We start from the raw sequence: 20,055 nt of genomic DNA, 5'->3' as shown, positions 1-20,055 counted from the left end.
GACCGAGGGCCTGCCGCGACCCGGCAGGGCCGGAGCCAGGAGCCGCCGGATGGACCTCCACCACGTCACGGCGTTCCTCGCCGTCGCCGAGGAACTGCACTTCGGCAGGGCCGCCGCACGACTGCACATCGCCCAGCCACCGCTGAGCCGCACCGTCCAGCAACTCGAACGCCACCTCGGCGCGCCGCTGTTCGACCGCACCACGCGGCGCGTCAGCCTGACCCCGCAGGGCGAGGCGCTCGTACCCGCCGCCTACGACATCGTCCGCGCCTTCGACGCGGCCGAACGCGCGGTCGCGTACGCGGGCGAAGGGGCGGTCGGCACCGTTTCGATCGGCTTCGCAGGCCCGTCGTCGCACCCGCTGATCAGTGCGCTCGCCCAGCGCGTCCGGCAAGACCAGCCGGGTATCGAGCTGGCGCTCAGCAGCACCACCTACGGTTCCGAGGCCATCGGCCAGCTCGCCGACGGCACGCTCGACATGGCGATCGTGCGATGGGACGCCACGCCGCCCGGCATGTGCTCCCGCGTCGTCCGCGTCGACCACTTCGTCATCGTCGTGCCCGAATCGCACCCGCTCGCCGGACGGGAATCGGTCGGCATGGAGGAGCTCGTCGACGAGTCGTGGGTGTTCCTCGAGGCCGCGACCGGGTCGTCGCTGCGTGACACGGCGATGCGCAAGGCCGAGCAGGCCGGGTTCACCCCGCGGATCGTCCAGCAGGGTCCCGACACCTGGACGCTCATGGCACTCGTCGCCGCCGGAGTGGGGCTCACGCTCACCGTGGACACCGCGTTCCGCAACGTGATCACCACAGGCCTGTCGGTCATCCCGCTCGAAGGCGGCAGGGAGGAGGCGCTGGCCCGGCTGATCTGGCGCACCGAGACCACGCCGGCCGTCGACCGTGTCCTCGAACTGTCCGAGATCGCCCTTCCCACTCCCGAGGGCTATGCCGGACTGTGACACACCCGCCGTCACCGCAGGTACAGCCGCACCGTGTCGATCTCCTCCCGCAGCAGCCGGACGTCCTCGGCACGGGGACGCGGCGTCTCGGCCACGTCGGCCCGCACCCGCAGGTCCCAGCCCACGTCGCCGGTCGCCTCGGCCACGGTGACGCCGGGGTGGACCGCCGCCAGCTCCAGTTCGCCGTAGCGATCCGGTCTGCGCAGGATGCCGAGCGGGGTGATGACCGTGGTGACACCGGCGCCCGCAGGCTGGTGGAACCCCTCCCGCCTGCGCGCGCGGGCGGGGCTCGGCGAGGTGCAGAAGTCGACCTCCGCGGGCAGCGCGTGCGGGTCGTGGCGGCGCAGCACGACCACGATCTCGCGGGCGGAGGCGATGATGTCGCTCGCCCCGCCCGATCCGGGCAGTCGCACCTCCGGGCGCTGCCAGTCACCGATCACGGACGTGTTGATGTTGCCGATCCGGTCCACCTGGGCGGCGCCGAGGAATCCCACGTCGACGTGCCCACCCTGCAGCACGTAGCCGAAGAGTGCGTCCATGCTCAGCATCGCCTCGGCGCCCGAGACGAGCACCGAGTCGGCGATCCCCTCGGCCATCGCCTCCGGATGCGCGCCCACGACACCGGACTCGTAGACCAGCTCCACACCCGGGTCGACGGTGCGCCTGGCCAGGTCCACGGCCAGCGTCGGCAGTCCCACCCCGGCGAAGACCCGCCTCCGCCCGGCCAGCTCGCGGGCGGCCACGGTGGCGAGGAACTCCGCGCTGTGCGGCGGAACGTCGGACAGCGGCGCGGCCCGGTCCGTGGCCCCGTCCGTGGCGGTCGCGTCCCCTGTGGACGGCTCGGCAGTGGACGGCTCTGCCGTGGACGCCGCACCGTCCGGTGAGGGCGAGTCGGCCGTCATTCCTTCCTCCGTCCGTAGGAGACCGAACCGGACGGCGCCGGTGCGACCCGGAGTCCCTCCCAGCGCGCCTGTCCGAGCTCGGCGAGATACGCGGCGTGGTCGGCGGTGCCGTGGATCCACTCGTCGATCCAGGCGAGCGCGGCCTCCCTGTCCCTGCTGATCGGCGTCCACTCCCGGTAGAAGGCGCTGTCGCGGTCGTAGCAGCCCTGCGCGTACGACGGGTGAGCCCCGCCGGGCACCTCGACGACCGCGTCGACCGCGTGCGCCGGGATCAGCGTGCGGTTCGGATCGGCGCGCACGACCTCGGGAGCGACGACCTCCTCGACGGTCACGATCACGGCCGACGCGGCGTAGGCGGCAGGCGCCTGCGCACCGGTGATGCCCCACAGCTGCGTGTTTCCGCTCGCGTCGGCGCGCTGGGCGTGCACGACCGTCACGTCCGGATTGAGAGGCGGCACGACGTACACCTTGCCCTCGCCGTAGGGACTCTCGACGGCGCGGATCCGCGGGTTCAGCTCCGGCAGGTCGCTGCCGACGTACGACAGCAACGGCTGGAACGGCAACCGTTTCGCACCGGCCTCGTACCGGCAGTACATGCCGTAGTGCGAGTACTCCTCGGTCTCCAGCGGCGCCGGATCGTGATGTTCGACCCGGCGCCGGATCTCGTACAGCGACCCGGCCGAACCGCTGGCGAAGAACGACGCCACGAGCCTGCTCACGCACCCCGCGACGAGGAGCTGGTCGGTGAGGATGTCCGGGGTCATGCGGCACACCGTCAGGTCGCGCCTGCGCTGCCGGATGATCTCGTGTCCGGCGGCGAACGGAATGAGGTGTCCGAAGCCTTCCAGCGCCACGGTCATGCCGTCCCGCACGTGCTCGGTGACGGCCTCGCGCAGCGTCGTCACCTTCGACCCGCTCACGCGTGAACCTCCGGATCGCCGTCCCGCCGGGGGCCGGGTGCGGAGCCGTCCGGCTCGTGCACCGTCTGCTCGGCCGGCACCCCGTCGCCGACACGGGGCTCGCGTCCCCGGACCATCCGGATCCCGCCGAACAGCGCGACCACCACCAGCAGGCCCGTCAACGACGACACGGTCTCCGGGAGCAGCAACGCCACACCCGCGGCCAGCGCCACGAGCCGCGTCCACCCCGGCATCCGTACCTCGACCAGCGGCGCGTATCCCTCGAACGCCGCCCCCATCGCGAACACGCCGACGATCGCCAGTCCGACGGCCTGCAGCACCGAACCGACGTCGCCCTGCGCGACGAGCGCCGGGTTGAGCGCGAAACAGAACGGCACGATGTACTTCGCCGCGCCCAGTCGCATCGCCGTGACCGCCGTCGCCATCGGTGACGTACGGGCAATCCCCGCCGCCGCGAACGCGGCCAGCGCCACCGGTGGCGTGATGTAGGAGGCCGCCGCCCAGTAGATGACGAACAGGTGCGCCGCCACCGGGTTCACGCCGAGTTCGACGAGCGCGGGGGCCATCACGATCGCGAGGAAGACGTACACCGCGGACACCGTCATCCCCATGCCCAGCACGAAACAGGTGATCGCGCCGGCGACGAGGATCAGCAACACGTTGTCGCCGACGGCCGCGACGAGTTCGCGGGCCAGCGACAGCGACGCACCCGACATCGACAGCGCACCGACGATCAACCCGACGCCGGCGATGATGCCGACGATCTCCGCGATCGACCGTCCCGCGTCCACCACCACGGCGAACAACCCGCGAACACCGAGCCGGTTGCGCGGCCGCACCACACCGATGATCAGCAGTGCGGCGGCGGCGATGAACGGTGCCTGCGCCTCGTCGTTACGCCACACCAACAGGAAGATCAGCGCACCGAGCGCGAACAGGTACGGCCAGCCCGTACGCAGCGTCGCCAGTGCCTTCGGCAGCACCGACCGCGGTTCACCACGCAGCCCTGTGCGCGCGGCGTACGCGTCCACCTGCGTGAACACCCCCACGTAGTACAGCAGCGCAGGGGCCGCCGCCGCCAACGCCACCTCCGAGTACGGAATGCCGAGGAACGACACCATCAGGAACGCGGCCGTACCCATGATCGGCGGGGTGACCGACCCGCCCGTGGCTGCGGTGGCCTCGATGCCCGCCGCGTACCTGCCGGGATATCCGGCCCGTCTCATCGCCGGGATCGTCATCGGCCCGGTGGTGAGCACATTGGACACCGCCGACCCGCTCATCATGCCCATCGACGCCGAACTGGTCACCGCGACCTTGGCCGAACCGCCGCGGGCGTGGCCGAACACGCTGCGCGCGAGGTCGATGAAGAACTCGGCGCCACCCGTGCGCTGCAGCACGACACCGAACACCAGGAATCCGATCAGGATCGCTCCCGCCGTCTGCAGCGGCAGCCCGAGGATCGAGTCCGGCCCGAGCGCGTGGACCGTCGCCGCACGCTCGATCGGGAACGGCACACCTTGTAGGAACCCGATGGGCATGCGCTCGGCGATCAGCGGGTACAGCGAGAACGCCCCCGCGATGACCGTGACGGCGAGCCCTGCCGTCCGCCGCAGTGCCTCGAGCACCAACAGCCACAGCACGAACGATCCGGCGACCGCGAGCGGCGGGGCCGCGTAGTCCCAGCCCTCCAGCGAGATCTGCTCGGCATGCACTGCGAAGTACAGGTTGACCGTGACGCACACCGCGGCCAGCACCGCGTCGTACCAGGGCACGGCGAACCGGGAACGCCGGTCGGACCTCCGTGCTCCGACCAGGACGAAGACCTGCGACAGGAAGCACGCCAACACCACGTACAGGAACGCGTTCAGCAGCAGGGTGAACCCGCCCGGGTTCCAGAAGAAGATCTGGTTCAGCACCACCAGGACCCCGCCGACCGTCAACGTCACGGCGACCGCCGCCCAGAACCACTCCGCTCCGGTGAGCCGGGCAGGACCCGGCACGTCGTCGGCCTGCGGCGGGTCGTCGTCGGTCGCGTCACGCATCGCCGGCCTCCTCGAGGTGCTGCTTCTTCCAGGCGGCCCAGTCCCGCGCGAGGTTCTCCGACCCCTTCACCTGCTGCCAACCGCGGTGGAGCCGCTTCTCCTGTGCCAGCAACTCCTCCTGCCGTCGCTGCGCCTTCGCGGTCCACACGCCCTCCTCCTCGAGGACGTCGATCAGTCCGGGGTGGAACGGCACCTCGACCGGCTCGATCATCGCGTGGTCGGTCGACCACAGGTCCGTGGTCGACGTCGCGTCCCGGTAGGTGTCGTAACTATCCACGATGGATCGTGCGAGTTGGGACGCGACGACGTCGGAGGTGTCGGCGTAGGTGATGATCGGCACCGCGTACCAGAACGCGGTGTTCGACTCGCCCTCCTTTTGGCCGGGCGCGCCGCTGAACGGGCGCAGCTCCACCGAGGGCACGTTCTCCTCGACGGCCCGCTGCGTACGCGGGTCGTCGGCGTCGAAGTCCAGCCAGTGCACCGGGGTCGTCGACTCCAGCTCGGCCAGCGACGAGCCGTACACCTGCTGGAACAGCACGTCGAGCTTGCCCGCCTTGAGCGCGTCGGGCTGCTCGCCGTAGCCGATGTCGACAGGGCGGACGTCGTCCCAGGTCAGACCGGCCGTGGCGAGCATCGCCTCCGTCTTCTGGTTGACCGAGGGGTTGGCCGTGATCCGCGGGACCCGTGCGCCCGCGAGATCGGCCGCCTCCTCGATACCGGACCCGTCACGGGCCATCCAGCTGTGCGGTGCGGTCGGTCCCCAGACGACGCGAGTCCGCTGCGGGCCCCAGTCCTCGTCGGCGAACTCGTGCTCGGCGCGGAAGCCGAAGATGTATTCGTCGCCGACGCGCGCGAACTGGGTCTGACCGTCCTTGAGCGGCAGCATCCGGCCGATCGCCGTGCCGGAGGTGATGATCCGGAAGCGCGTCCCGTCCTCCGCGGTGACGGCGTCGGCGACGGCCGCGACGTCGGCGAACGTCGCGGTGCCCGTGCCGTAGGTGGACAGGGCCACCACGTCGAGCGGGGTGTCGCTGCGGGCCGGGTCCTCACCCCCTCCGCAGCCGGAGAGGACGAGCAGGGCGGCGGCCACGAGCGCGACCGGCGTGTGACGTCGAGTGTGCATCCATTCGTCCCGTCGTTGGGAGAAGCGCCACCCGCAACGGTGATGGACGGCACACGGTCGACGCCAATACTTCTTGCCGGAGCGATTGATACCCACACGGTTTCGCCGCTGCGCCCGATATTGCCGCCGATGACCGTAATCGTGTCGGTCCCCGGACCGCGGCGAGGACACCGGCGACGGGGACGTCCCCGGCCGGCGCCGCGGCCGCCGGAGTGGCGACCGCGGCGCGACTCCGGCGGCCCACCCGCGGTGGTCGAGCCCTCTGGGTCAGCGAGCCGCGAAGCGGTGTGCGCGTTCGACGAGTTCGAGGACCTCGACCGCGTCGTTCGGGTCCACGGGAACCTCGCCGGTGCCGTTGATCGCCTCGGCGAGCCGCGCGTAGAACCCGCCGTAGTCGCCGCGGCGCGGTTCGACCCGCCGTTGCTCGTCCCGTGTGCCGACGGTGGCCCACTGCTCCTGCCCGCGCACGCCCACCCCGGCATCGCCCGGCTTGGCGCCCCCGCGCAGCGCGTTCTCCTGCGGGTCCAGACCCCAGATCGTGAACGCACCCCGCGACCCGAGCACGTGGAACCGCGGCGCGGGCAACGCCGCGAACCCCGACATGATCAACCGCGACCGCGTACCACCCGCGTGCCGCAGCACCACCACCGAATCGTCGTCGGCGTTGTCGCTGCCCCGCGTGGTCACGTCGGCCCACAGATCCTCGACAGGGCCGAACAACTGCACCGCCTGATCGATCAGGTGCGTACCCAGATCGAACAGGATCCCGCCGCCCTCGGCGACACTCGCGCTGGCCTTCCAGCCACGTCCACCCTCGGGCCGCCACCACTCGAACCGCGACTCGAAGCTGTGCACCTCGCCCAGCTCGCCGGACTCGACGAGTTCCCGCAACGTCAGGAAATCCCCGTCCCACCGGCGGTTCTGATACACCGTCAACACGCGACCGGCCCGGCGCGCACGCTCGATCAACGCCCGCCCCTGCTCACTCGTCGTCGCGAACGGCTTGTCCACCACCACGTGCAGACCCGCATCCAACGCCGCGCCCGCGATCTCGGCGTGCGTCACCGGTGGCGTCCCCACCACCACCAGATCCACATCGGACGATCGCGCCACCAACGCCGCCATGTCCGGCAGCACCGTCACACCCGGATACGACTCCCGCGCCTCCCGGGCCCGCTCCTCATTGCCCGTGACGACGAAGTCCAGCGAGTACGCCTCGTCGTGATCCACGAACGGGGCGTGAAAAACCCGCCCCGCGAGTCCGAAACCGATGACGGCCGTACGTACGGTCATGTGCCCACCTTGCTGTGCTCGGGTACCGCTGGTGCGGGTACTCGTGTTCTCGGCCGTGAAGGGTGTTCTCGACTGTGAATGGCCCCCGGCCGGCGTCGCCCGGCGCGACGCCGGCGATCGATCGTACGCGGCCGCCCGCCGACGACGGCCCCTGCGGAGCAGGCCACGCGGGCGTCAGGCGAAGACGTTGACGCCGTAGACGGCGAGCACGCCGCACACCACGCCCCACAGGACGATCGAGACGACCTGCCACGCGATCACCCGGTCACGGGAGGCCCCGAACGACACGATGAGTGCCGACGTGATCTGACTGGGCAGCACCAGCTGCCCGAGCAGGCTCACGCCGGCCACGCCGTACCTGTCGAACCGTTCCTTGACCTTCTGCCGCCGCGGCGACAGCGGCGGCTGTTCCCTGTCGCGCATCACCCGCCCCCGCACCGCGTGCGCGCCGAACACGAACGCCAGCATCGACACGACGTTGCCGCCGATCGCCACCGGGATCGCCACGAACGGCGACAGGCCCGACAGCACGCCGATGACCGAGCCGAAGTACGACTCGACGAACGGAATCGCGCCGAGCACGAGGATCCCGACCCAGTGAAGGAACCACGGCAGGGACAACGCCCATTCCTGCACACTGCTGATCATGTCGCCCCTCGGTCCCCTTCCCCGCAGAATGCGCGACCACCGCCGCAGCATTAGTACACTGTACTAGTGTTGATGGCACGGTAACACGAACCGGACATTCGTCACGACGACGACCGGCACATGCGAGGAGCGACATGGGCAGGCGCAGGGACGCCATCGTGGCCGCCGCGCGGGACATCGCCACCGAGCGAGGTATGGCCGCACTGAGCGTGCGCGCCGTCGCCGCACGTGCCGGCGTCGGGGCCAGCACACTGCGCCACTACTTCCCCACCCAACGCGAGCTGTACGACGCCGTGACCGAGGCGGCCTTCGACGATCGGCTCGGCGATCTGCGGATCCGTGACCACGGCGTTCCGGCCTCCGACCGGCTCGTCGAATGCCTCCGGCAGTTCGTGACCCCGGCCGACGGGCTCGAGCGGTGGGCCGCCACCGTCGCTGCGGTGGCGGGCCCGGACGCGACACCCGAACGCCGGTCCCGGTGGACGTCGGCGGTACGCCGCGCCCACGAGCGGGTACGCGGGTGGCTCGACGTCCTGGCCGAGGAGGGATCACTCAGGGACGGCGACCCGGCCAGGCAGGCCCGGCAGCTGCTGCTCGGCATCGACGGCGCGGCACTGTGGCTGCTGACCTCGGACGCGGCGGACCGGGACCGGGAGACCGACGAGATCCTGCGCGATCTCGCGGCCACCGTCCTGCGCTGAGGTCTCGCGAACCGAACCGCCCGCCGGACGGCCCGGTCAGCCCTCCGCGGCGTCGAACCGATCGCGAGCCCGCTGTACCTCCGGCAGCTGCGCGGCACTCCACTGCAGCAGCGCGTCGATGAGGTCCTGCAGCGTCTTGCCGAGCGGCGCGATCCGGTACTCGACGCCGACCGGCCTGCTGCTCACGATGTCCCGGTCGATCATGCCGTTGCGCTCCAGCCGCCGCAGAGTCGCCGTCAGCGACTTCTGCGTCACCTCCGGAATCGCCCGCCGCAGCTCGTTGAACCGGCGCGGGCGTTCACAGAGCCGGTCCAGCACCTCGAGCGACCACTTGTCCAGCACCTGCCCCAACAACTCGCGGTGCTCGGGGCCGAGCCTGCCGGGCTCGGTGGTTTCGTCCATGACACCTGGTCTCGTTGAAGTTCCCTTCGGATACAAGGTAGCCATTGGATACCTGCTCGGCAACATTCGAGCAGCGGCGAAACCGTCCGCGGGCGACGCCCGCTCACCGCGAAAGGTGTCCCATGACCGTGCAGACCTTCAGCCCCGAGGGCATGTTCCAGCCGGTGCCGTACCACCACGTCTCCGTCGCGACGGGCACCACGCACGTCCACGTCGCCGGGCAGATCGCCCGGGACGCGGCGGGCACTCCGGTCGCGACCGGCGACCTCGCCGGCCAGGTCGCGCAAGCGCTCCGCAACACCGCGCGCGGCCTCGCGGGAGCGGGCGCCTACTTCTCCGACGTCGTCCGGCTGCGTTTCTTCACCACGGGCTGGCGTTCCGAGCTGATGGATCCGTTCCTGGCCGGGATCGACCGGGTCACCGGCGAACTCGGCATCCCCACGCCGCTGCCGCCGCTGTCCGTCATCGACGTGGCGCAGCTGTTCGAGCCCGACGTCCTCGTCGAGGTCGAGGCGTACGCCGTGCTGGACTGACACGTGTGCCGGGTGCCCGCCGCGCGGGCACCCGGCACCGGTCACCTCCTGCGGCCGAGCGTCACCCGGTCTCGTCCTCCTTGCGCGGCGACCATCCCGCGACATCGGGATCGTCGTCGGCGGGCGGCTCCGGGTCGCGCGCCTCGTCGGTCCGCGACGGCCGGTCGCCGCGCAACGCGCCGTCGAGCTCGTGTTCCAGCTCGTCGTCGACCCACGGCGCGTGCTGATCACTCTCGCGTTTCATTCGGATCCCTCCACATCTCCGGCGGCTCGATCGGCGGGCCGCCGGGCGGTGCGCGTCTCGGCGCTTCCCGCCGCGCCTCCTCGGCCGACGCCTCAGTAACGCAACAGCGCACCGACCCCGTCCGGGAGTTCGGCACCGTCGACCACCAGCACGTCCGCTCCGGCGGCGATCGCCGCCGCCGGCAACGCTTCGTCGGCGCGGTGCTCGGTGACGTTCTGCTCGGACAACCCGTCGTCGCCCGTGGCGACGCGGAGCACGTCCGCACCCCACAGCACGGCGGAGTCACCGAGCGCCCCGCGGTCCACGAGCAGCGTGGAGACCCGGCCGTCCCGCAGCGCGGACGTCACCTCGCGCAGTCCGGACGAGGCCTCGCCGTCCCTGCCTGCGGCGGCGCGGTACCGCTGCACGACCGCGTCGCGGTCCTCGGCCTGCTGCCGCTCGACGACCTCGGCGATCCACGTGTCGTACTCGTCCATGTCCGGTTCACCCTCGGCGGGGCCCGCGTTCAGCTCGACCGCGATCTCCTGGCACCGCGGGGAGAGCTCCTCGCGCAGCGCCGACCGGGTCTGCGCCTCGCCGCCGATCGCCAGCAGGCGCGCGCTCACCTTCTGCGCGAGCAGGTCGGCCTCGTCGGCGATGTCACGGGCGTTGCGCTTCACCGACTCCTCGGCGTACTGCTGGATCCGGCGGTGCGACCAGCCGCCGCCGCGCGGCTTGTGGACGTGGTAATCCTCACCGCTGACGTCCTCCGTCGCCACCGGTTCGCCGCTGTGGTCCACGGCCTTGAGCCGCGCCTCGGTACGGTCGGCGACCACCGCCACGTACGGCACCGGCCTGTCCATCGACGCCAGCAGCGGCAGCAGCTGCGGCACGTCGGACCATGCGGCGACGGTCTGCGGCGGCGACGGCAACCACTCGTCGACCAGCACGTCCCCGCCCGCGGCGATCAGCGCCCGGCCCGCGCTGCCGACCGGCGGAGCCGCGTCCTCGACCGCCCGGTCCATCGCGTCCACTGTGGATTGATCCGCACCCTGTTCGGTCAGCTGTTCCCGTACCGAACGCCACTGCAACCGGATGCGGTCGGCCGCGTCCTCGGTGTCGTGCGACGCGTCGAAGTACGCGCACGCGAACGGGCCCTCCGCGGCCAGTACGTCCTGCAGTTCGTCCCTGCGCATGGTCCCTCCTGGCGGTCACTCGGGTGGGCGCGGTGTGCGGATCGCATCCGCCACCGACCCGCCGGCCTTGTCGGCCTCTTCGCTCCGTTCGTCGTCGAGGCCCCGCGGCAGATCCGGTTCCCGCTCGGGCGAGGGCGGCACGGGTGTGTCGGGCTGCTCCTCGGCGAGTCGCTCCTCCAGCGGCTCACCCTCACGTTCCTCAGCCGGTGTGGTCCCCCAGCGGTCGACGCCCGACCACTGTTCGGGCGGATCGACCCCGCCTTCCAGTGGGTCCTGTTGCAACCGGTCCTCGTCGAGATCCTCGGCGCTGCCCAGTGCGGCGGGATCCTCCTCGACGCTGTCCGGCGCGCCCGTGTCCTGCGGCGGTGTCACCGCATCGAACTCCTCCTGCTGCATCAGGCGCTCCTTTCCGGCCGCTGCGAGAGGGCACCCCAGAGCGTTGCCCGACCGCCGTCGGGATAAACGCGTTGCACGGGTCACAGGGCCGCGCCGTCACGGCGTTTTCCGGCTTCCCGGCCCGGGCATCCGTGCGGCATGTCGGACACCGAACCCCTGCGCGCGGAAGGTCCCGCCGTCACCGTGCACGGACACGGAGGTGACCGGCGGGTACTCGTCCTCGACCCCGCCGGGGCGGGCAAACACGACGAACTGCCCGCCACCTGGCGACCGCTGACCGACCGGCACGAGATCGTCTGGGTCAGGCTTCCGGCGAGCGACAACGGCGAGTGCGACGGGCTGCTGTCGGCGGCCGACCCCGCCCGTCCGCGCACGGACGTCGTCACGTCCGGGCCCTACGGCGAGTTCGCGATCGACCTGGCACGGCGGCACACGTCCGCGGTGCGCTCGGTCCTGCTCGTCGACCCCGCGGCGGACCAGGTCTCCGACTCCGATCGCCCGACCGACTCCGATCACGCGAGCGAGGCCGACGACGCGTGGCTGCGCCGCCACGGCTCCGAGATCGACGAGGCCGAGCGGGCGGGTGTCACCGTCGAGGTGATCGCCCACAGCACCGACGACGACCAGGACCGGGTGCCGCCTCCCCTGCCCCTCGGCCACCCGCGCGTGGTCGAGACGGTGCAGCGCGCGCTGGCCGACCTGCCGGAGGTGCGCAGCCCATGACGACGCCGGACCCCGCAGGCGCGGCCACCACCGTGACCTCTGCGGCACCGCGGCTGCGCGTCCTGCTCTGGCACGTCCACGGATCGTGGACCGACGCGTTCGTCCGCGGCCGGCACCACTACCTGCTGCCCGTCGACGAGGAGCGCGGGCCGTGGGGTCGCGGGACGGCGGGACGGGAGTGGCCCGCGGCCGAGGAGGTTCCCACGGCCGAGGTGGGGCACGCGGAACCCGACGTGGTGGTGTTGCAGCGGCCCGAGGAGGTCGCACAGGCGGAGCGGCTCACCGGGCTGCGTCCGGGCCGCGACGTGCCCGCCGTGTACGTCGAGCACAACGCGCCCCGGCCGAACCCCGCGGAGAGCAGGCATCCACTGGCCGACCGCGACGACATCCCGATCGTCCACGTCACGCACTACAACCGCGCCATGTCGGACAACGGGATCGCCCCGACCCAGGTCGTCGGACACGGCATCCCCGACCCCGGCCACCGCTACACCGGCGGGCTGGCCGCGGGTGTGTCGATGCTCAACGAGCCCGTGCGGCGCCGCCGCGTCGGGGGCTCCGACCTGCTCGCCGACCTGTCCGAGGTGGGGCCCGTCGACGTGTTCGGCATCGGCACCGGCGAACTCGGCGACACCGGACCGCTGCGCGGCCTCGGCGACGTGCCGCCGCCGCGTCTACCTGCACACGGCCCGCTGGACGTCGCTGGGTCTCTCACTGCTCGAGGCGATGCACCTCGGGATGCCCGTCGTCGTCTTCGCGAGTACCGCGGCGCCGACGTCGGTCCCGCCCGATGCGGGTGTCGTGTCGGCCGACGTCGAGGCGCTGCGACGGGGCTTTCGTGAGCTGCTCGCCGAACCGGATCTCGCCGCGCTGTGCGGAAAGTACGCGCGCGAGCACGCGCTGCGCCACTTCGGACTCGACGCGTTCCTGCGACGGTGGGAATCCCTGCTGGCCGAGGTGGTGCGCTGACTGGCCGCCGCGCCGGAGGACCCCGCTCCGGACGACCCTGAGCCCCGCCGAGCGTCAGCCTCAGCACACCAGCACATCGGGCCCACGACGCAGACGAGCGGCCCGGCACCCACCCTGCCGGGCCGCTCGTCGTGGCCTGCCGAGGAACCTGCGTGTCACCCCGTCAGTCCGCGAGACGCTTCCTGAGCAGTTCCTTGCCCTGCTCGGCACCCTTGCGGCTGTCGGCCTGCGCCTTGCGGAACAACTCGGCCAGCTCGTCGTCGCCGTCACGCTCGGCGTCACCGATGTAGGTCTCCAGCCGCAACGCGTTGCTCAGGCACGACTCGACGTACCAGATGATGTTGTAATTCTTGTCCTTCGTGCCGGTCACATGACCGCCTTCGGGCGTCGTCATCTCCCACTCCTTTCCTGGTCGGGCCGTTCGCGGCCACCCGCTCGGCTCAGCGGTTCCTCCAGTCGCGAACGGCGTCCCTGATCCGGTCGAACACGGCCAACGGCGGTCCGGCGAGCATGTTCGCCGGTGCCGATTCGCCGATTCCCGGATGAGGCCTGGTCGGTGCGACGTCCTCGGCCGCTTTCACAGCGCCGCGCATGCCTTCCAGCTGTGCGGCGCCCAGACGTTGCCGGAGAACCCGGAACTCGCGGCTCTCCTCCTGTTCGGCGTGCCTGGTGACCGAATGGGCCAGTCTCGCGAAGCGTTCGTCGAACTCGGCATGGTCGACGCCCATCTCGTGGAGCTCGGCGAGGGCGTGCTTGGCCTCGTCCTCCTCCGCGAGCCGGTCGTCGACGATCGCCGTACCGTTGTCGATCGCATCGCGCGCCACCGGGTGCACGACCTCCTCCTCTGCCACCTCGTGCACCGCGAGCAGCCGCACCAGGTCGTCGAACGCGCGGCGTCTCGCGTCGCCCGAGGCTTCGCGCACCTCGGCCAGCAGTGTCTTGACCTGCCGATGCTGATCGAGCAGGACGTCCACCACATCGGCCTGTGCCCACGTCATGGTCGCCGATTCACCTCCGGCGGCTCGTGGTCCTTCCTTCTCCGGTTTCCCGCAGCCGCCGCGAAGTAACGGACGGATTCGCGCTGCGCCTCAACCGAGTTCCACCTCGTCCCAACCGAGTTCCACGTCGCGTCGGCCGAGCTCCGCGTCCAGGGCCGCACACACGGCGTGCACCACCGCCAGGTGCACCTCCTGGACCGTGGCGGTATCGGGTGCGTCCACCGGGAGCGCGTCGTCACAGATCGACTCGAGAGAGTTCGGTGCCGGACCGGTCAGCGCCCAGGTCACGAGCCCCGCCGACCGGGCGGCCTTCGCCGCCGCGCACACGTTCTCACTGCTGCCGCTCGTCGACAGGCCGACGAACACGTCACCCGCACGCCCGTGCGCACGCACCTGACGTGCGTAGATCTCGGCCGCCCCGTAGTCGTTGCCGATCGCCGTGGCCGCCGAGGTGTCGGCGTGCAGCGCGATCGCCGACAGCGGCGTCCGGTCGTCACGGAACTTGCCCACCAGCTCGCCGGTGAGGTGCTGTGCCTCCGCGGCGCTTCCGCCGTTACCGCACGCCAACAGTCTCCCGCCCGAGCCCAGTACCTGTGCGAGCGTGTGGCCCCACCGGTCGATCGTCGCGGTCCGGCCCCGCGTCCGCTGCAACGCGTGGCTGAGCCGTTCGAGATGGCCCACCGTCTCGGTGCCGCCGAGGGTGGATCGATCGTTCCGTGACACGGCATCCTCCTCGTTCACATCGCGGGTTCGGACACGGCTGCGCCCGTGAGTGCGCGGACCGCGTGCACCACGTCGGCAGGGTCGATCCGGTCCAGACAATGCCGGTCGGGAACGGGGCACTCCCGCGCCCTGGTGTCCCGGCACGGTGCCCACGGGTCGCCCAGGACCACCGCGGGAACGCCGTACGGGGCCCAGCGCTCGGCCCGCACGACCGGTGCGAACAACGACACGACCGGGGTCCCGACCGCCGCGGCCAGGTGTGCGGGACCGGTGTTCGGCACGACCGCGGCGGCTGCTCCGTCCAATACGGACGCCAGCTCGGTGAAACCCAGCACCCCTCCGAGGTCGAGGGCGTCACAGCCGGCGACCTCGCGGGCGAGGGCCCGTTCCTCCGGCGCTCCGGTGACGACCACCCGGTTGCCCGCCCGGGTGAGCTCCCGCACGATCCGGCGCGCCGTCGCCGCCGACGGACTCCGTGCGGGCACCGACGCGGCGGGATGCACGACCACGTAGCCCGGCGGCCCCGTCAGACCGGACACGTCGGGGAGCGGCCTGCGCACCGCGAGCCCGCGGGAGTCGTCGTCCGGCAGGTGGAACCCCGCCGCCTCCGCCAACGACAACGCGCGCTCCGGTTCGGGGACGTCCCCCGTCGAACGGTGCCGGAGATCCAGCAGCGACCCCGGGTAGTCCTCGCTGATCGCGCCGATCCACGGCACGCCGGCCTCCCGGAGTACGAGCGCGAGCGGCAGCGGCGACTGGTGGAAGGACGTCAGGACCAGCGCCGCGTCGAAGCCCCTGCCCCGGACCTGCGCGCGCAACCGCGCGAGGTCGCCCGCGTCCACGGGGTCGGGGTCCGGGTCGATCCAGGGCGCCGACCACTCGACGACCTCGTCCACCCCGGGCAGCAGGTGCGCCGCGGCCGTCCCCTGCGGCCCGGTGAGCATCGTCACCGACTCCGCCGCGGCGGCGACGGCGCGGACGCACGGCCCGGCCAGCAGCACGTCACCGAGACTGTCCTGTCGCGCCACCAGCACACGGCGCGGAGTGACCGGGTCGTCCCGGGTCGCCGACGTCGCGGTCATGCCAACGCCTCCAGTCCGAGCCGGACGGCCGAGGCCAGGTCACCGGCCACGAGGGGCGTGCGGGCCCGTTCGGCCTCGCGGGTGCGCGCGGTCGGGACGAGTGCGCCGACCGCACCCGCCGCCCTGCCCGCGTCCACATCGGCTCCGGTGTCCCCGACGACGACGCACCGATGCACGGGCACGCCCACCGCCCGCGCCGCCCGGTGCACCAGTTCGGGACGCGGCTTGCGGCACGCGCAACCGTCGTCCTCACCGTGCGGGCAGACCTGCCACGTGTCGAACGGGCCCAGGAGACGCTCCACCGTGGCGTTCACCGCGGCGAGCTGGTCCGGTGAGATCAGGCCGCGTGCGACCCCCGACTGGTTCGACACCACCCCGACGGCGATGCCCCGCCTGCGGAGCTCGTCGAGCACCGCGCCGGCACCGGGCACCGGCCGGACACCGTCCGGATCGGACAGATACGGCCCGTCCTCGATGAGCGTGTCGTCCCGGTCGAACAGCACCGCGGCGGGGCGGGGGCGTTCCCGGCGGACACGACACCACCCTGCGACGGCGTGCGCGCACGCGACAGGAGGGATCAGCACACTGGTGGCGAGCATCCGCACCAGCTCGGCGGGATCGCGGGGCCCCGGCCGGATCCGTTCGACCGCGAAACGCCCGGTCAGCCACGTCCACGCCGCCAGGGACGCCAGCGCGGACCGTCGCCTCCGCGCGAGCCCGCACACCGCCGCGGCCACGGCGGCCGCCGTCGTCGCGGCGTGGGTACGCCGGCGCCCGGGACCCTCGCCGATCAGCTCGCGCCACCCCGGCCCGTACTTGGCCCGCAGGAGTGCGTCGTCGGCATTGCCCGCCTGCCTGCGCACCGACGCCAGGAACGCGGGCCGGTGCGGAGGATGCGTCGTCCTGCGGTGCCCGCGGACGAGCCGGTACCCCAGGTGCTGCATCCGCACGGCCAGGTCCGCGTCCTCCCGGTAGGCGCGTGGGAACCGCTCGTCGAACCCGCCGACCGCGGCGAGCGCGCTCCGGCGGTAGGCCATGTCGGCGGTGATCCATCGCGCCTCGGTGAGCGCGTACGTACTGCGTTCGTCGTCGGTGGGCCTGCGGCCACCCGGCAGTGGCACCGTGATGTTGCCCTGCGAACCGGCCACCTCCGGACCGAGCGAGGCCAGATCGTCCATCAGGTCGCCGCACCAGGTGTGGCCGGGAACGACGTCGTCGTCCAGGAACGCCACCCACTCGGTCTCCGCGAGCCGCCAGCCGATGTTGCGGGCGCGCGCGGGACCGCCCCCGCCGCTGCGGACCACGCGCACACTCGTCGTCAGCTCGGGAATCGGGAGCGGCGATCCGGGATCACCACGGTCGTCCACGACGACGATCTCGACCGGCGCAGCGCCCTCCGCCGCGTCGACGGCCGTCAACGTCGTCCCGAGCGACGGCCTGCCGCCGGTGGGGACGACCACCGTGCACCGCACTCCGGTCATCGCGCGCTCCCGCGTTCCACGACGTACGGTCCGATCGCCAGGACGTCGACGGGGCCGGAGCCGAAGCATTCGAGGGCGTCCCGCGGAGTGTCCACGATCGGCCGACCGGCGGTGTTCAAGCTGGTGTTGACCACCGCGGGCAGTCCCGTCCGGCGTTCGAACCCGGCGAGCACGCGGGCGGTCAACGGGTCGTCGTCGGGGTCGACGGTCTGGATGCGTGCGGTGCCGTCGACGTGGGTCACCGCGGGCAGACGTTCCCGCCAGTCCGGGCGGACGTCGTGGACGAACAGCATGTACGGGCTCGGCAACGGCCCCCGCTCGAACACGTCGGCGGCCCGCTGCGCAGCCACCATCGGCGCCACGGGCCGGAACTGTTCCCTGCCCTTGACGTCGTTGAGCCTGCGCAGGTTCTCCTCCCGGCCGGGGTGCGCGAGCAGCGACCGGTGGCCGAGCGCGCGTGGCCCGAACTCGGCGCGGCCCTGGAACCATGCGACGAGCCGGTCCTCGGCGAGCGCCTCGGCGACCGTCGCGGCGACGTCGTCGCACCGCCGGTAGGGCACGTCGGCACGCTCGAGAGTCTCCTCGATCTCCTCGTCGGTGAACCCTCGTCCCAGGTCGGCTCCCGGCATGGGCGCGATGTCCTCACCGAGTTCGGCGGCGACGTGGAGCGCGGCGCCGTGCCCGCGTCACCCGCGGCGGGCTGGACCCACACCCGCTCGAACGGCCCCTCGGCGTGGAGCCGGCTGTTGGCCACACAGTTCAGGCCGATGCCTCCCGCGAGCGTCAGCGCCCGCTGCCCCGTTCGGTCGTGCAGCCAGTGCGCGCGGTCGAGCAGCATGTCCTCGAGCCGCAGTTGGACACTCGCCGCGAGGTCGGCGTGCTCGCGGCGCCACGGTTCGTCGGGGCCGCGGCGTGGCGCGTAGGCGGTCCAGTCCACCGGCGGAGCGCGGAACCCGCCGTCACCGGTCGTGTGCAACGCCTCGGCGAGGGCGTCGGCGAACCGCGGCGTGCCGTACGAGGCCAGCGCCATGACCTTGTATTCGTCGCTCGACCAGGAGAATCCCAGGTGCTCGGTCAGGTCCTCGTAGCGCAGTCCGAGCGAGTGGGGCAGCTCCTGCGTGGCCAGTTCGACGAGCTTGCCGTCCCGGTACTCGCCCGCGAGATACGAACCGCGTTCGCCGCGTCCGTCGGCCACCAGGACGGCCGACTCGTCGAACGGTGCGGCGAGTCCCGCGGAGGCGGCGTGCGCGACGTGGTGGCGCACGAACCGGACCCGGCCGGCTTCCAGTCCCGGCAACGCCGTGCGGAGGAACTGCGGGACGCGCGCGGCGTACGTCGTGCGCAGGCTCTCCCACGACGGGTCAGTGCCCTCCGCGTCGTCGTCGACGACCGACGGATCGTACGAGTAGGCCACGGCGTCGACGTCCTCCGCGCCGATGCCCGCGTGCTCGAGACACCACGCCATCGCCTGTTCCGGCAGCTCCCACGCGGCGAACGGCACGGGGCGTTTCGCGTGCTTGCGGCGCGTGAACCGCTCTTCCTCCGCGGCCGCGACCGTCCGCCCGTCGACGACCAGAGCGGCCGCCGAGTCGTGGAAGACCGCGTTGACACCGAGGACGATCACCGCTCCACCTCCGCAGGAATGTCGGTTTCCACCGCCCGCTGCCGCGAGTCCGGGTTCGACGCCGCGGCGGCAGGCACGTCCGTTCTGCCCGCGAACCAGCGGACGGTCCGCTCGATGCCCTCGTCGAGGGAGACCTCGGGGGACCAGCCCAGTGCCGAGCGCGCCAGCGTGATCTCGGGACGCCGCCGGCGCGGATCGTCCGGTGACGCGCCGACGGTGTGAATCGCCGAGCGGCCGCCCGTCGCGGCCACGACCCGTTCGGCCACCGCACGCACCGTCAGTTCCTCGGGACCACCGATGTTCACCGGTCCGGCCACATCGGACCGGGCAAGCAGGTCCAGACCCCGTACCGTGTCGTCGACGTAGCACAGCGATCGCGTCTGCATCCCGTCCCCGGCGACCGTCACGGGCGCGCCGTGCAACGCCTGGCGGACGAACGTCGGAATCATCCGGCCGTCGCCGGCCCGCATACCCGGGCCGTAGGTGTTGAAGATGCGGGCGATCGCCGTGGGCACGCCGTGACCGCGTCGGTACGCGACGGTGAGCGCCTCCGCGTACCGCTTCGCCTCGTCGTACATGCTGCGCGGCCCCGTCGGGTCGACGTTGCCCCGGTAACTCTCCGGCTGCGGATGCTGCAGCGGGTCGCCGTAGACCTCGCTCGTCGACGCGAGTACGAACCGGGCGCCGCGGGCAGCGGCCAGCTCGAGGGCGTGCTCGGTGCCCGCCGAACCGGTACGCAGTGTGTGCAACGGCATCGCGGTGTAGTCGGCGGGCGAGGCCGGCGAAGCCAGATGGAACACGGCGTCGATGTCCACTCCGACCGGAATGCCCCGGGAGACGTCCGCTTCGACGACGTGAAAGCCGGGCCTGCCCGCCAGCTCCCGCAGACCTCGCGGTTGCGCATCGTCCGCTGTGGACAGATCGTCGACGCAGACCACCTCGACACCGGCGCCGAGCATTCTCGCGCACAGGTGCCGTCCCAGGAAGCCGGCGCCGCCGGTGATCACTACTCGTTCGAACTCTCGCACGGCAGTCGACTACCCGACGCCACGAGTCGCAAACAGGGTGCTCCCGGCCGCTGCTGGGTAGCCGCACGACGTCGACCGGGGAGCACC

General features: G+C 72.0%; 20 protein-coding genes and 2 pseudogenes. 5 read left to right on the top strand and 17 right to left on the bottom strand.

Going from position 1 to position 20,055, the window contains the following annotated elements; translation table 11 throughout:
* Positions 1–49: 49 nt before the first annotated feature.
* Positions 50–958: a LysR family transcriptional regulator gene (locus LY13_RS14635; RefSeq protein WP_253828976.1), complete on the top strand. Its 909-nt coding sequence runs from the start codon at positions 50–52 to the stop codon at positions 956–958.
* An 11-nt stretch (positions 959–969) separates the two neighbouring features.
* Here the strand turns inward: LY13_RS14635 and LY13_RS14630 are convergent, their stop codons facing one another.
* The 6 genes from LY13_RS14630 to LY13_RS14605 all read right to left on the bottom strand — a co-directional run bounded on the left by LY13_RS14630 (position 970) and on the right by LY13_RS14605 (position 7,889).
* Positions 970–1,860 carry a CoA-transferase subunit beta gene (locus LY13_RS14630; protein ID WP_253828975.1) on the bottom strand — a complete coding sequence of 297 codons (891 nt, stop codon included), beginning with the start codon at positions 1,858–1,860 and terminating at the stop codon, positions 970–972.
* A complete protein-coding gene (locus LY13_RS14625) occupies positions 1,857–2,780 on the bottom strand; it encodes a CoA transferase subunit A (RefSeq protein WP_308216336.1) in 924 nt (307 codons plus the stop codon). The genes LY13_RS14630 and LY13_RS14625 overlap by 4 nt, the downstream gene beginning before the upstream one ends.
* Positions 2,777–4,825 (bottom strand): TRAP transporter permease, encoded by a 2,049-nt coding sequence (locus tag LY13_RS14620; RefSeq protein ID WP_253828974.1) that lies wholly within the window; start codon positions 4,823–4,825, stop codon positions 2,777–2,779. Before LY13_RS14620 ends, LY13_RS14625 begins: the two co-directional genes overlap by 4 nt.
* Positions 4,818–5,948: a TAXI family TRAP transporter solute-binding subunit gene (locus LY13_RS14615; protein ID WP_253828973.1), complete on the bottom strand. Its 1,131-nt coding sequence runs from the start codon at positions 5,946–5,948 to the stop codon at positions 4,818–4,820. The genes LY13_RS14620 and LY13_RS14615 overlap by 8 nt, the downstream gene beginning before the upstream one ends.
* Positions 5,949–6,215: 267 nt before the next feature.
* Positions 6,216–7,241 (bottom strand): Gfo/Idh/MocA family protein, encoded by a 1,026-nt coding sequence (locus tag LY13_RS14610; protein WP_253828972.1) that lies wholly within the window; start codon positions 7,239–7,241, stop codon positions 6,216–6,218.
* 174 nt (positions 7,242–7,415) lie between these two features.
* Complete coding sequence (locus tag LY13_RS14605; RefSeq protein WP_253828971.1) at positions 7,416–7,889, bottom strand: hypothetical protein; 474 nt, start codon at positions 7,887–7,889, stop codon at positions 7,416–7,418.
* A 134-nt stretch (positions 7,890–8,023) separates the two neighbouring features.
* On the opposite strand from LY13_RS14605, the gene LY13_RS14600 reads away from it, so the two are divergent.
* On the top strand, positions 8,024–8,590 hold the full coding sequence (locus tag LY13_RS14600; RefSeq protein WP_253828970.1) for a TetR/AcrR family transcriptional regulator: 567 nt from the start codon (positions 8,024–8,026) through the stop codon (positions 8,588–8,590).
* 36 nt (positions 8,591–8,626) lie between these two features.
* Here the strand turns inward: LY13_RS14600 and LY13_RS14595 are convergent, their stop codons facing one another.
* On the bottom strand, positions 8,627–8,992 hold the full coding sequence (locus tag LY13_RS14595; protein WP_253828969.1) for a winged helix-turn-helix transcriptional regulator: 366 nt from the start codon (positions 8,990–8,992) through the stop codon (positions 8,627–8,629).
* A 122-nt stretch (positions 8,993–9,114) separates the two neighbouring features.
* Here LY13_RS14595 and LY13_RS14590 point away from each other — a divergent pair, with 122 nt between their 5' ends.
* Positions 9,115–9,525, top strand: coding sequence for a RidA family protein (locus LY13_RS14590; protein ID WP_253828968.1), 411 nt, complete (start codon positions 9,115–9,117; stop codon positions 9,523–9,525).
* Positions 9,526–9,586: 61 nt separating this feature from the next.
* On the opposite strand, the gene LY13_RS14585 is transcribed toward LY13_RS14590, so the two are convergent.
* The 3 genes from LY13_RS14585 to LY13_RS14575 form a co-directional block, all read right to left on the bottom strand.
* Positions 9,587–9,769 (bottom strand): hypothetical protein, encoded by a 183-nt coding sequence (locus LY13_RS14585; protein WP_253828967.1) that lies wholly within the window; start codon positions 9,767–9,769, stop codon positions 9,587–9,589.
* Between the two features lie 92 nt (positions 9,770–9,861).
* Entirely contained in the window at positions 9,862–10,944 is a 1,083-nt protein-coding gene (locus LY13_RS14580; protein WP_253828966.1) for an Rv2629 family ribosome hibernation factor, read from the bottom strand.
* A 15-nt stretch (positions 10,945–10,959) separates the two neighbouring features.
* Positions 10,960–11,340, bottom strand: a complete 381-nt coding sequence (locus LY13_RS14575) for a hypothetical protein (protein WP_253828965.1) — start codon at positions 11,338–11,340, stop codon at positions 10,960–10,962.
* 138 nt (positions 11,341–11,478) lie between these two features.
* On the opposite strand from LY13_RS14575, the gene LY13_RS14570 reads away from it, so the two are divergent.
* Together LY13_RS14570 and LY13_RS14565 are read left to right on the top strand one after the other, a co-directional pair.
* A complete protein-coding gene (locus LY13_RS14570; RefSeq protein WP_253828964.1) occupies positions 11,479–12,063 on the top strand; it encodes a hypothetical protein in 585 nt (194 codons plus the stop codon).
* A pseudogene (locus tag LY13_RS14565) lies at positions 12,060–13,032 on the top strand (glycosyltransferase). Before LY13_RS14570 ends, LY13_RS14565 begins: the two are co-directional and overlap by 4 nt.
* 163 nt (positions 13,033–13,195) lie before the next feature.
* Here the strand turns inward: LY13_RS14565 and LY13_RS14560 are convergent.
* The 7 genes and pseudogenes from LY13_RS14560 to LY13_RS14530 form a co-directional block, all read right to left on the bottom strand.
* A complete protein-coding gene (locus LY13_RS14560; protein WP_253828963.1) occupies positions 13,196–13,426 on the bottom strand; it encodes a hypothetical protein in 231 nt (76 codons plus the stop codon).
* Between the two features lie 46 nt (positions 13,427–13,472).
* Positions 13,473–14,030 carry a hemerythrin domain-containing protein gene (locus LY13_RS14555; protein ID WP_253828962.1) on the bottom strand — a complete coding sequence of 186 codons (558 nt, stop codon included), beginning with the start codon at positions 14,028–14,030 and terminating at the stop codon, positions 13,473–13,475.
* Positions 14,031–14,120: 90 nt separating this feature from the next.
* On the bottom strand, positions 14,121–14,711 hold the full coding sequence (locus LY13_RS14550) for a D-sedoheptulose-7-phosphate isomerase (protein ID WP_372493833.1): 591 nt from the start codon (positions 14,709–14,711) through the stop codon (positions 14,121–14,123).
* Positions 14,712–14,767: 56 nt separating this feature from the next.
* Positions 14,768–15,835, bottom strand: a complete 1,068-nt coding sequence (locus LY13_RS14545; RefSeq protein WP_253828961.1) for a glycosyltransferase family 9 protein — start codon at positions 15,833–15,835, stop codon at positions 14,768–14,770.
* Positions 15,832–17,316 (bottom strand): HAD-IIIA family hydrolase, encoded by a 1,485-nt coding sequence (locus tag LY13_RS14540; RefSeq protein ID WP_253828960.1) that lies wholly within the window; start codon positions 17,314–17,316, stop codon positions 15,832–15,834. The genes LY13_RS14545 and LY13_RS14540 overlap by 4 nt, the downstream gene beginning before the upstream one ends.
* Positions 17,313–18,940, bottom strand: a pseudogene (locus LY13_RS14535) (carbamoyltransferase family protein). Before LY13_RS14535 ends, LY13_RS14540 begins: the two are co-directional and overlap by 4 nt.
* Positions 18,937–19,968: an NAD-dependent epimerase/dehydratase family protein gene (locus LY13_RS14530; protein ID WP_308216335.1), complete on the bottom strand. Its 1,032-nt coding sequence runs from the start codon at positions 19,966–19,968 to the stop codon at positions 18,937–18,939. The pseudogene LY13_RS14535 and the gene LY13_RS14530 overlap by 4 nt, the downstream one beginning before the upstream one ends.
* Between the last annotated feature and the right edge of the window lie 87 nt (positions 19,969–20,055).

The organism is Prauserella aidingensis (assembly GCF_024171865.1).
In the GTDB taxonomy this organism is placed as follows: Bacteria; Actinomycetota; Actinomycetes; order Mycobacteriales; family Pseudonocardiaceae; genus Prauserella; species Prauserella aidingensis.
This window is presented reverse-complemented; position numbering and strand designations above follow the sequence as displayed.

Bases quoted from the DNA above. Each gene is read 5' to 3' on its own strand.
- LY13_RS14610 (WP_253828972.1), bottom strand. From the start codon at position 7,241: ATGACCGTACGTACGGCCGTCATCGGTTTCGGACTCGCGGGGCGGGTT.
- LY13_RS14545 (WP_253828961.1), bottom strand. From the start codon at position 15,835: ATGACCGCGACGTCGGCGACCCGGGACGACCCGGTCACTCCGCGCCGT.
- LY13_RS14635 (WP_253828976.1), top strand. From the start codon at position 50: ATGGACCTCCACCACGTCACGGCGTTCCTCGCCGTCGCCGAGGAACTG.
- LY13_RS14540 (WP_253828960.1), bottom strand. From the start codon at position 17,316: ATGACCGGAGTGCGGTGCACGGTGGTCGTCCCCACCGGCGGCAGGCCG.
- LY13_RS14620 (WP_253828974.1), bottom strand. From the start codon at position 4,825: ATGCGTGACGCGACCGACGACGACCCGCCGCAGGCCGACGACGTGCCG.
- LY13_RS14575 (WP_253828965.1), bottom strand. From the start codon at position 11,340: ATGCAGCAGGAGGAGTTCGATGCGGTGACACCGCCGCAGGACACGGGC.
- LY13_RS14570 (WP_253828964.1), top strand. From the start codon at position 11,479: ATGTCGGACACCGAACCCCTGCGCGCGGAAGGTCCCGCCGTCACCGTG.
- LY13_RS14630 (WP_253828975.1), bottom strand. From the start codon at position 1,860: ATGACGGCCGACTCGCCCTCACCGGACGGTGCGGCGTCCACGGCAGAG.
- LY13_RS14615 (WP_253828973.1), bottom strand. From the start codon at position 5,948: ATGCACACTCGACGTCACACGCCGGTCGCGCTCGTGGCCGCCGCCCTG.
- LY13_RS14560 (WP_253828963.1), bottom strand. From the start codon at position 13,426: ATGACGACGCCCGAAGGCGGTCATGTGACCGGCACGAAGGACAAGAAT.
- LY13_RS14605 (WP_253828971.1), bottom strand. From the start codon at position 7,889: ATGATCAGCAGTGTGCAGGAATGGGCGTTGTCCCTGCCGTGGTTCCTT.
- LY13_RS14600 (WP_253828970.1), top strand. From the start codon at position 8,024: ATGGGCAGGCGCAGGGACGCCATCGTGGCCGCCGCGCGGGACATCGCC.
- LY13_RS14580 (WP_253828966.1), bottom strand. From the start codon at position 10,944: ATGCGCAGGGACGAACTGCAGGACGTACTGGCCGCGGAGGGCCCGTTC.
- LY13_RS14585 (WP_253828967.1), bottom strand. From the start codon at position 9,769: ATGAAACGCGAGAGTGATCAGCACGCGCCGTGGGTCGACGACGAGCTG.
- LY13_RS14595 (WP_253828969.1), bottom strand. From the start codon at position 8,992: ATGGACGAAACCACCGAGCCCGGCAGGCTCGGCCCCGAGCACCGCGAG.
- LY13_RS14555 (WP_253828962.1), bottom strand. From the start codon at position 14,030: ATGACGTGGGCACAGGCCGATGTGGTGGACGTCCTGCTCGATCAGCAT.
- LY13_RS14590 (WP_253828968.1), top strand. From the start codon at position 9,115: ATGACCGTGCAGACCTTCAGCCCCGAGGGCATGTTCCAGCCGGTGCCG.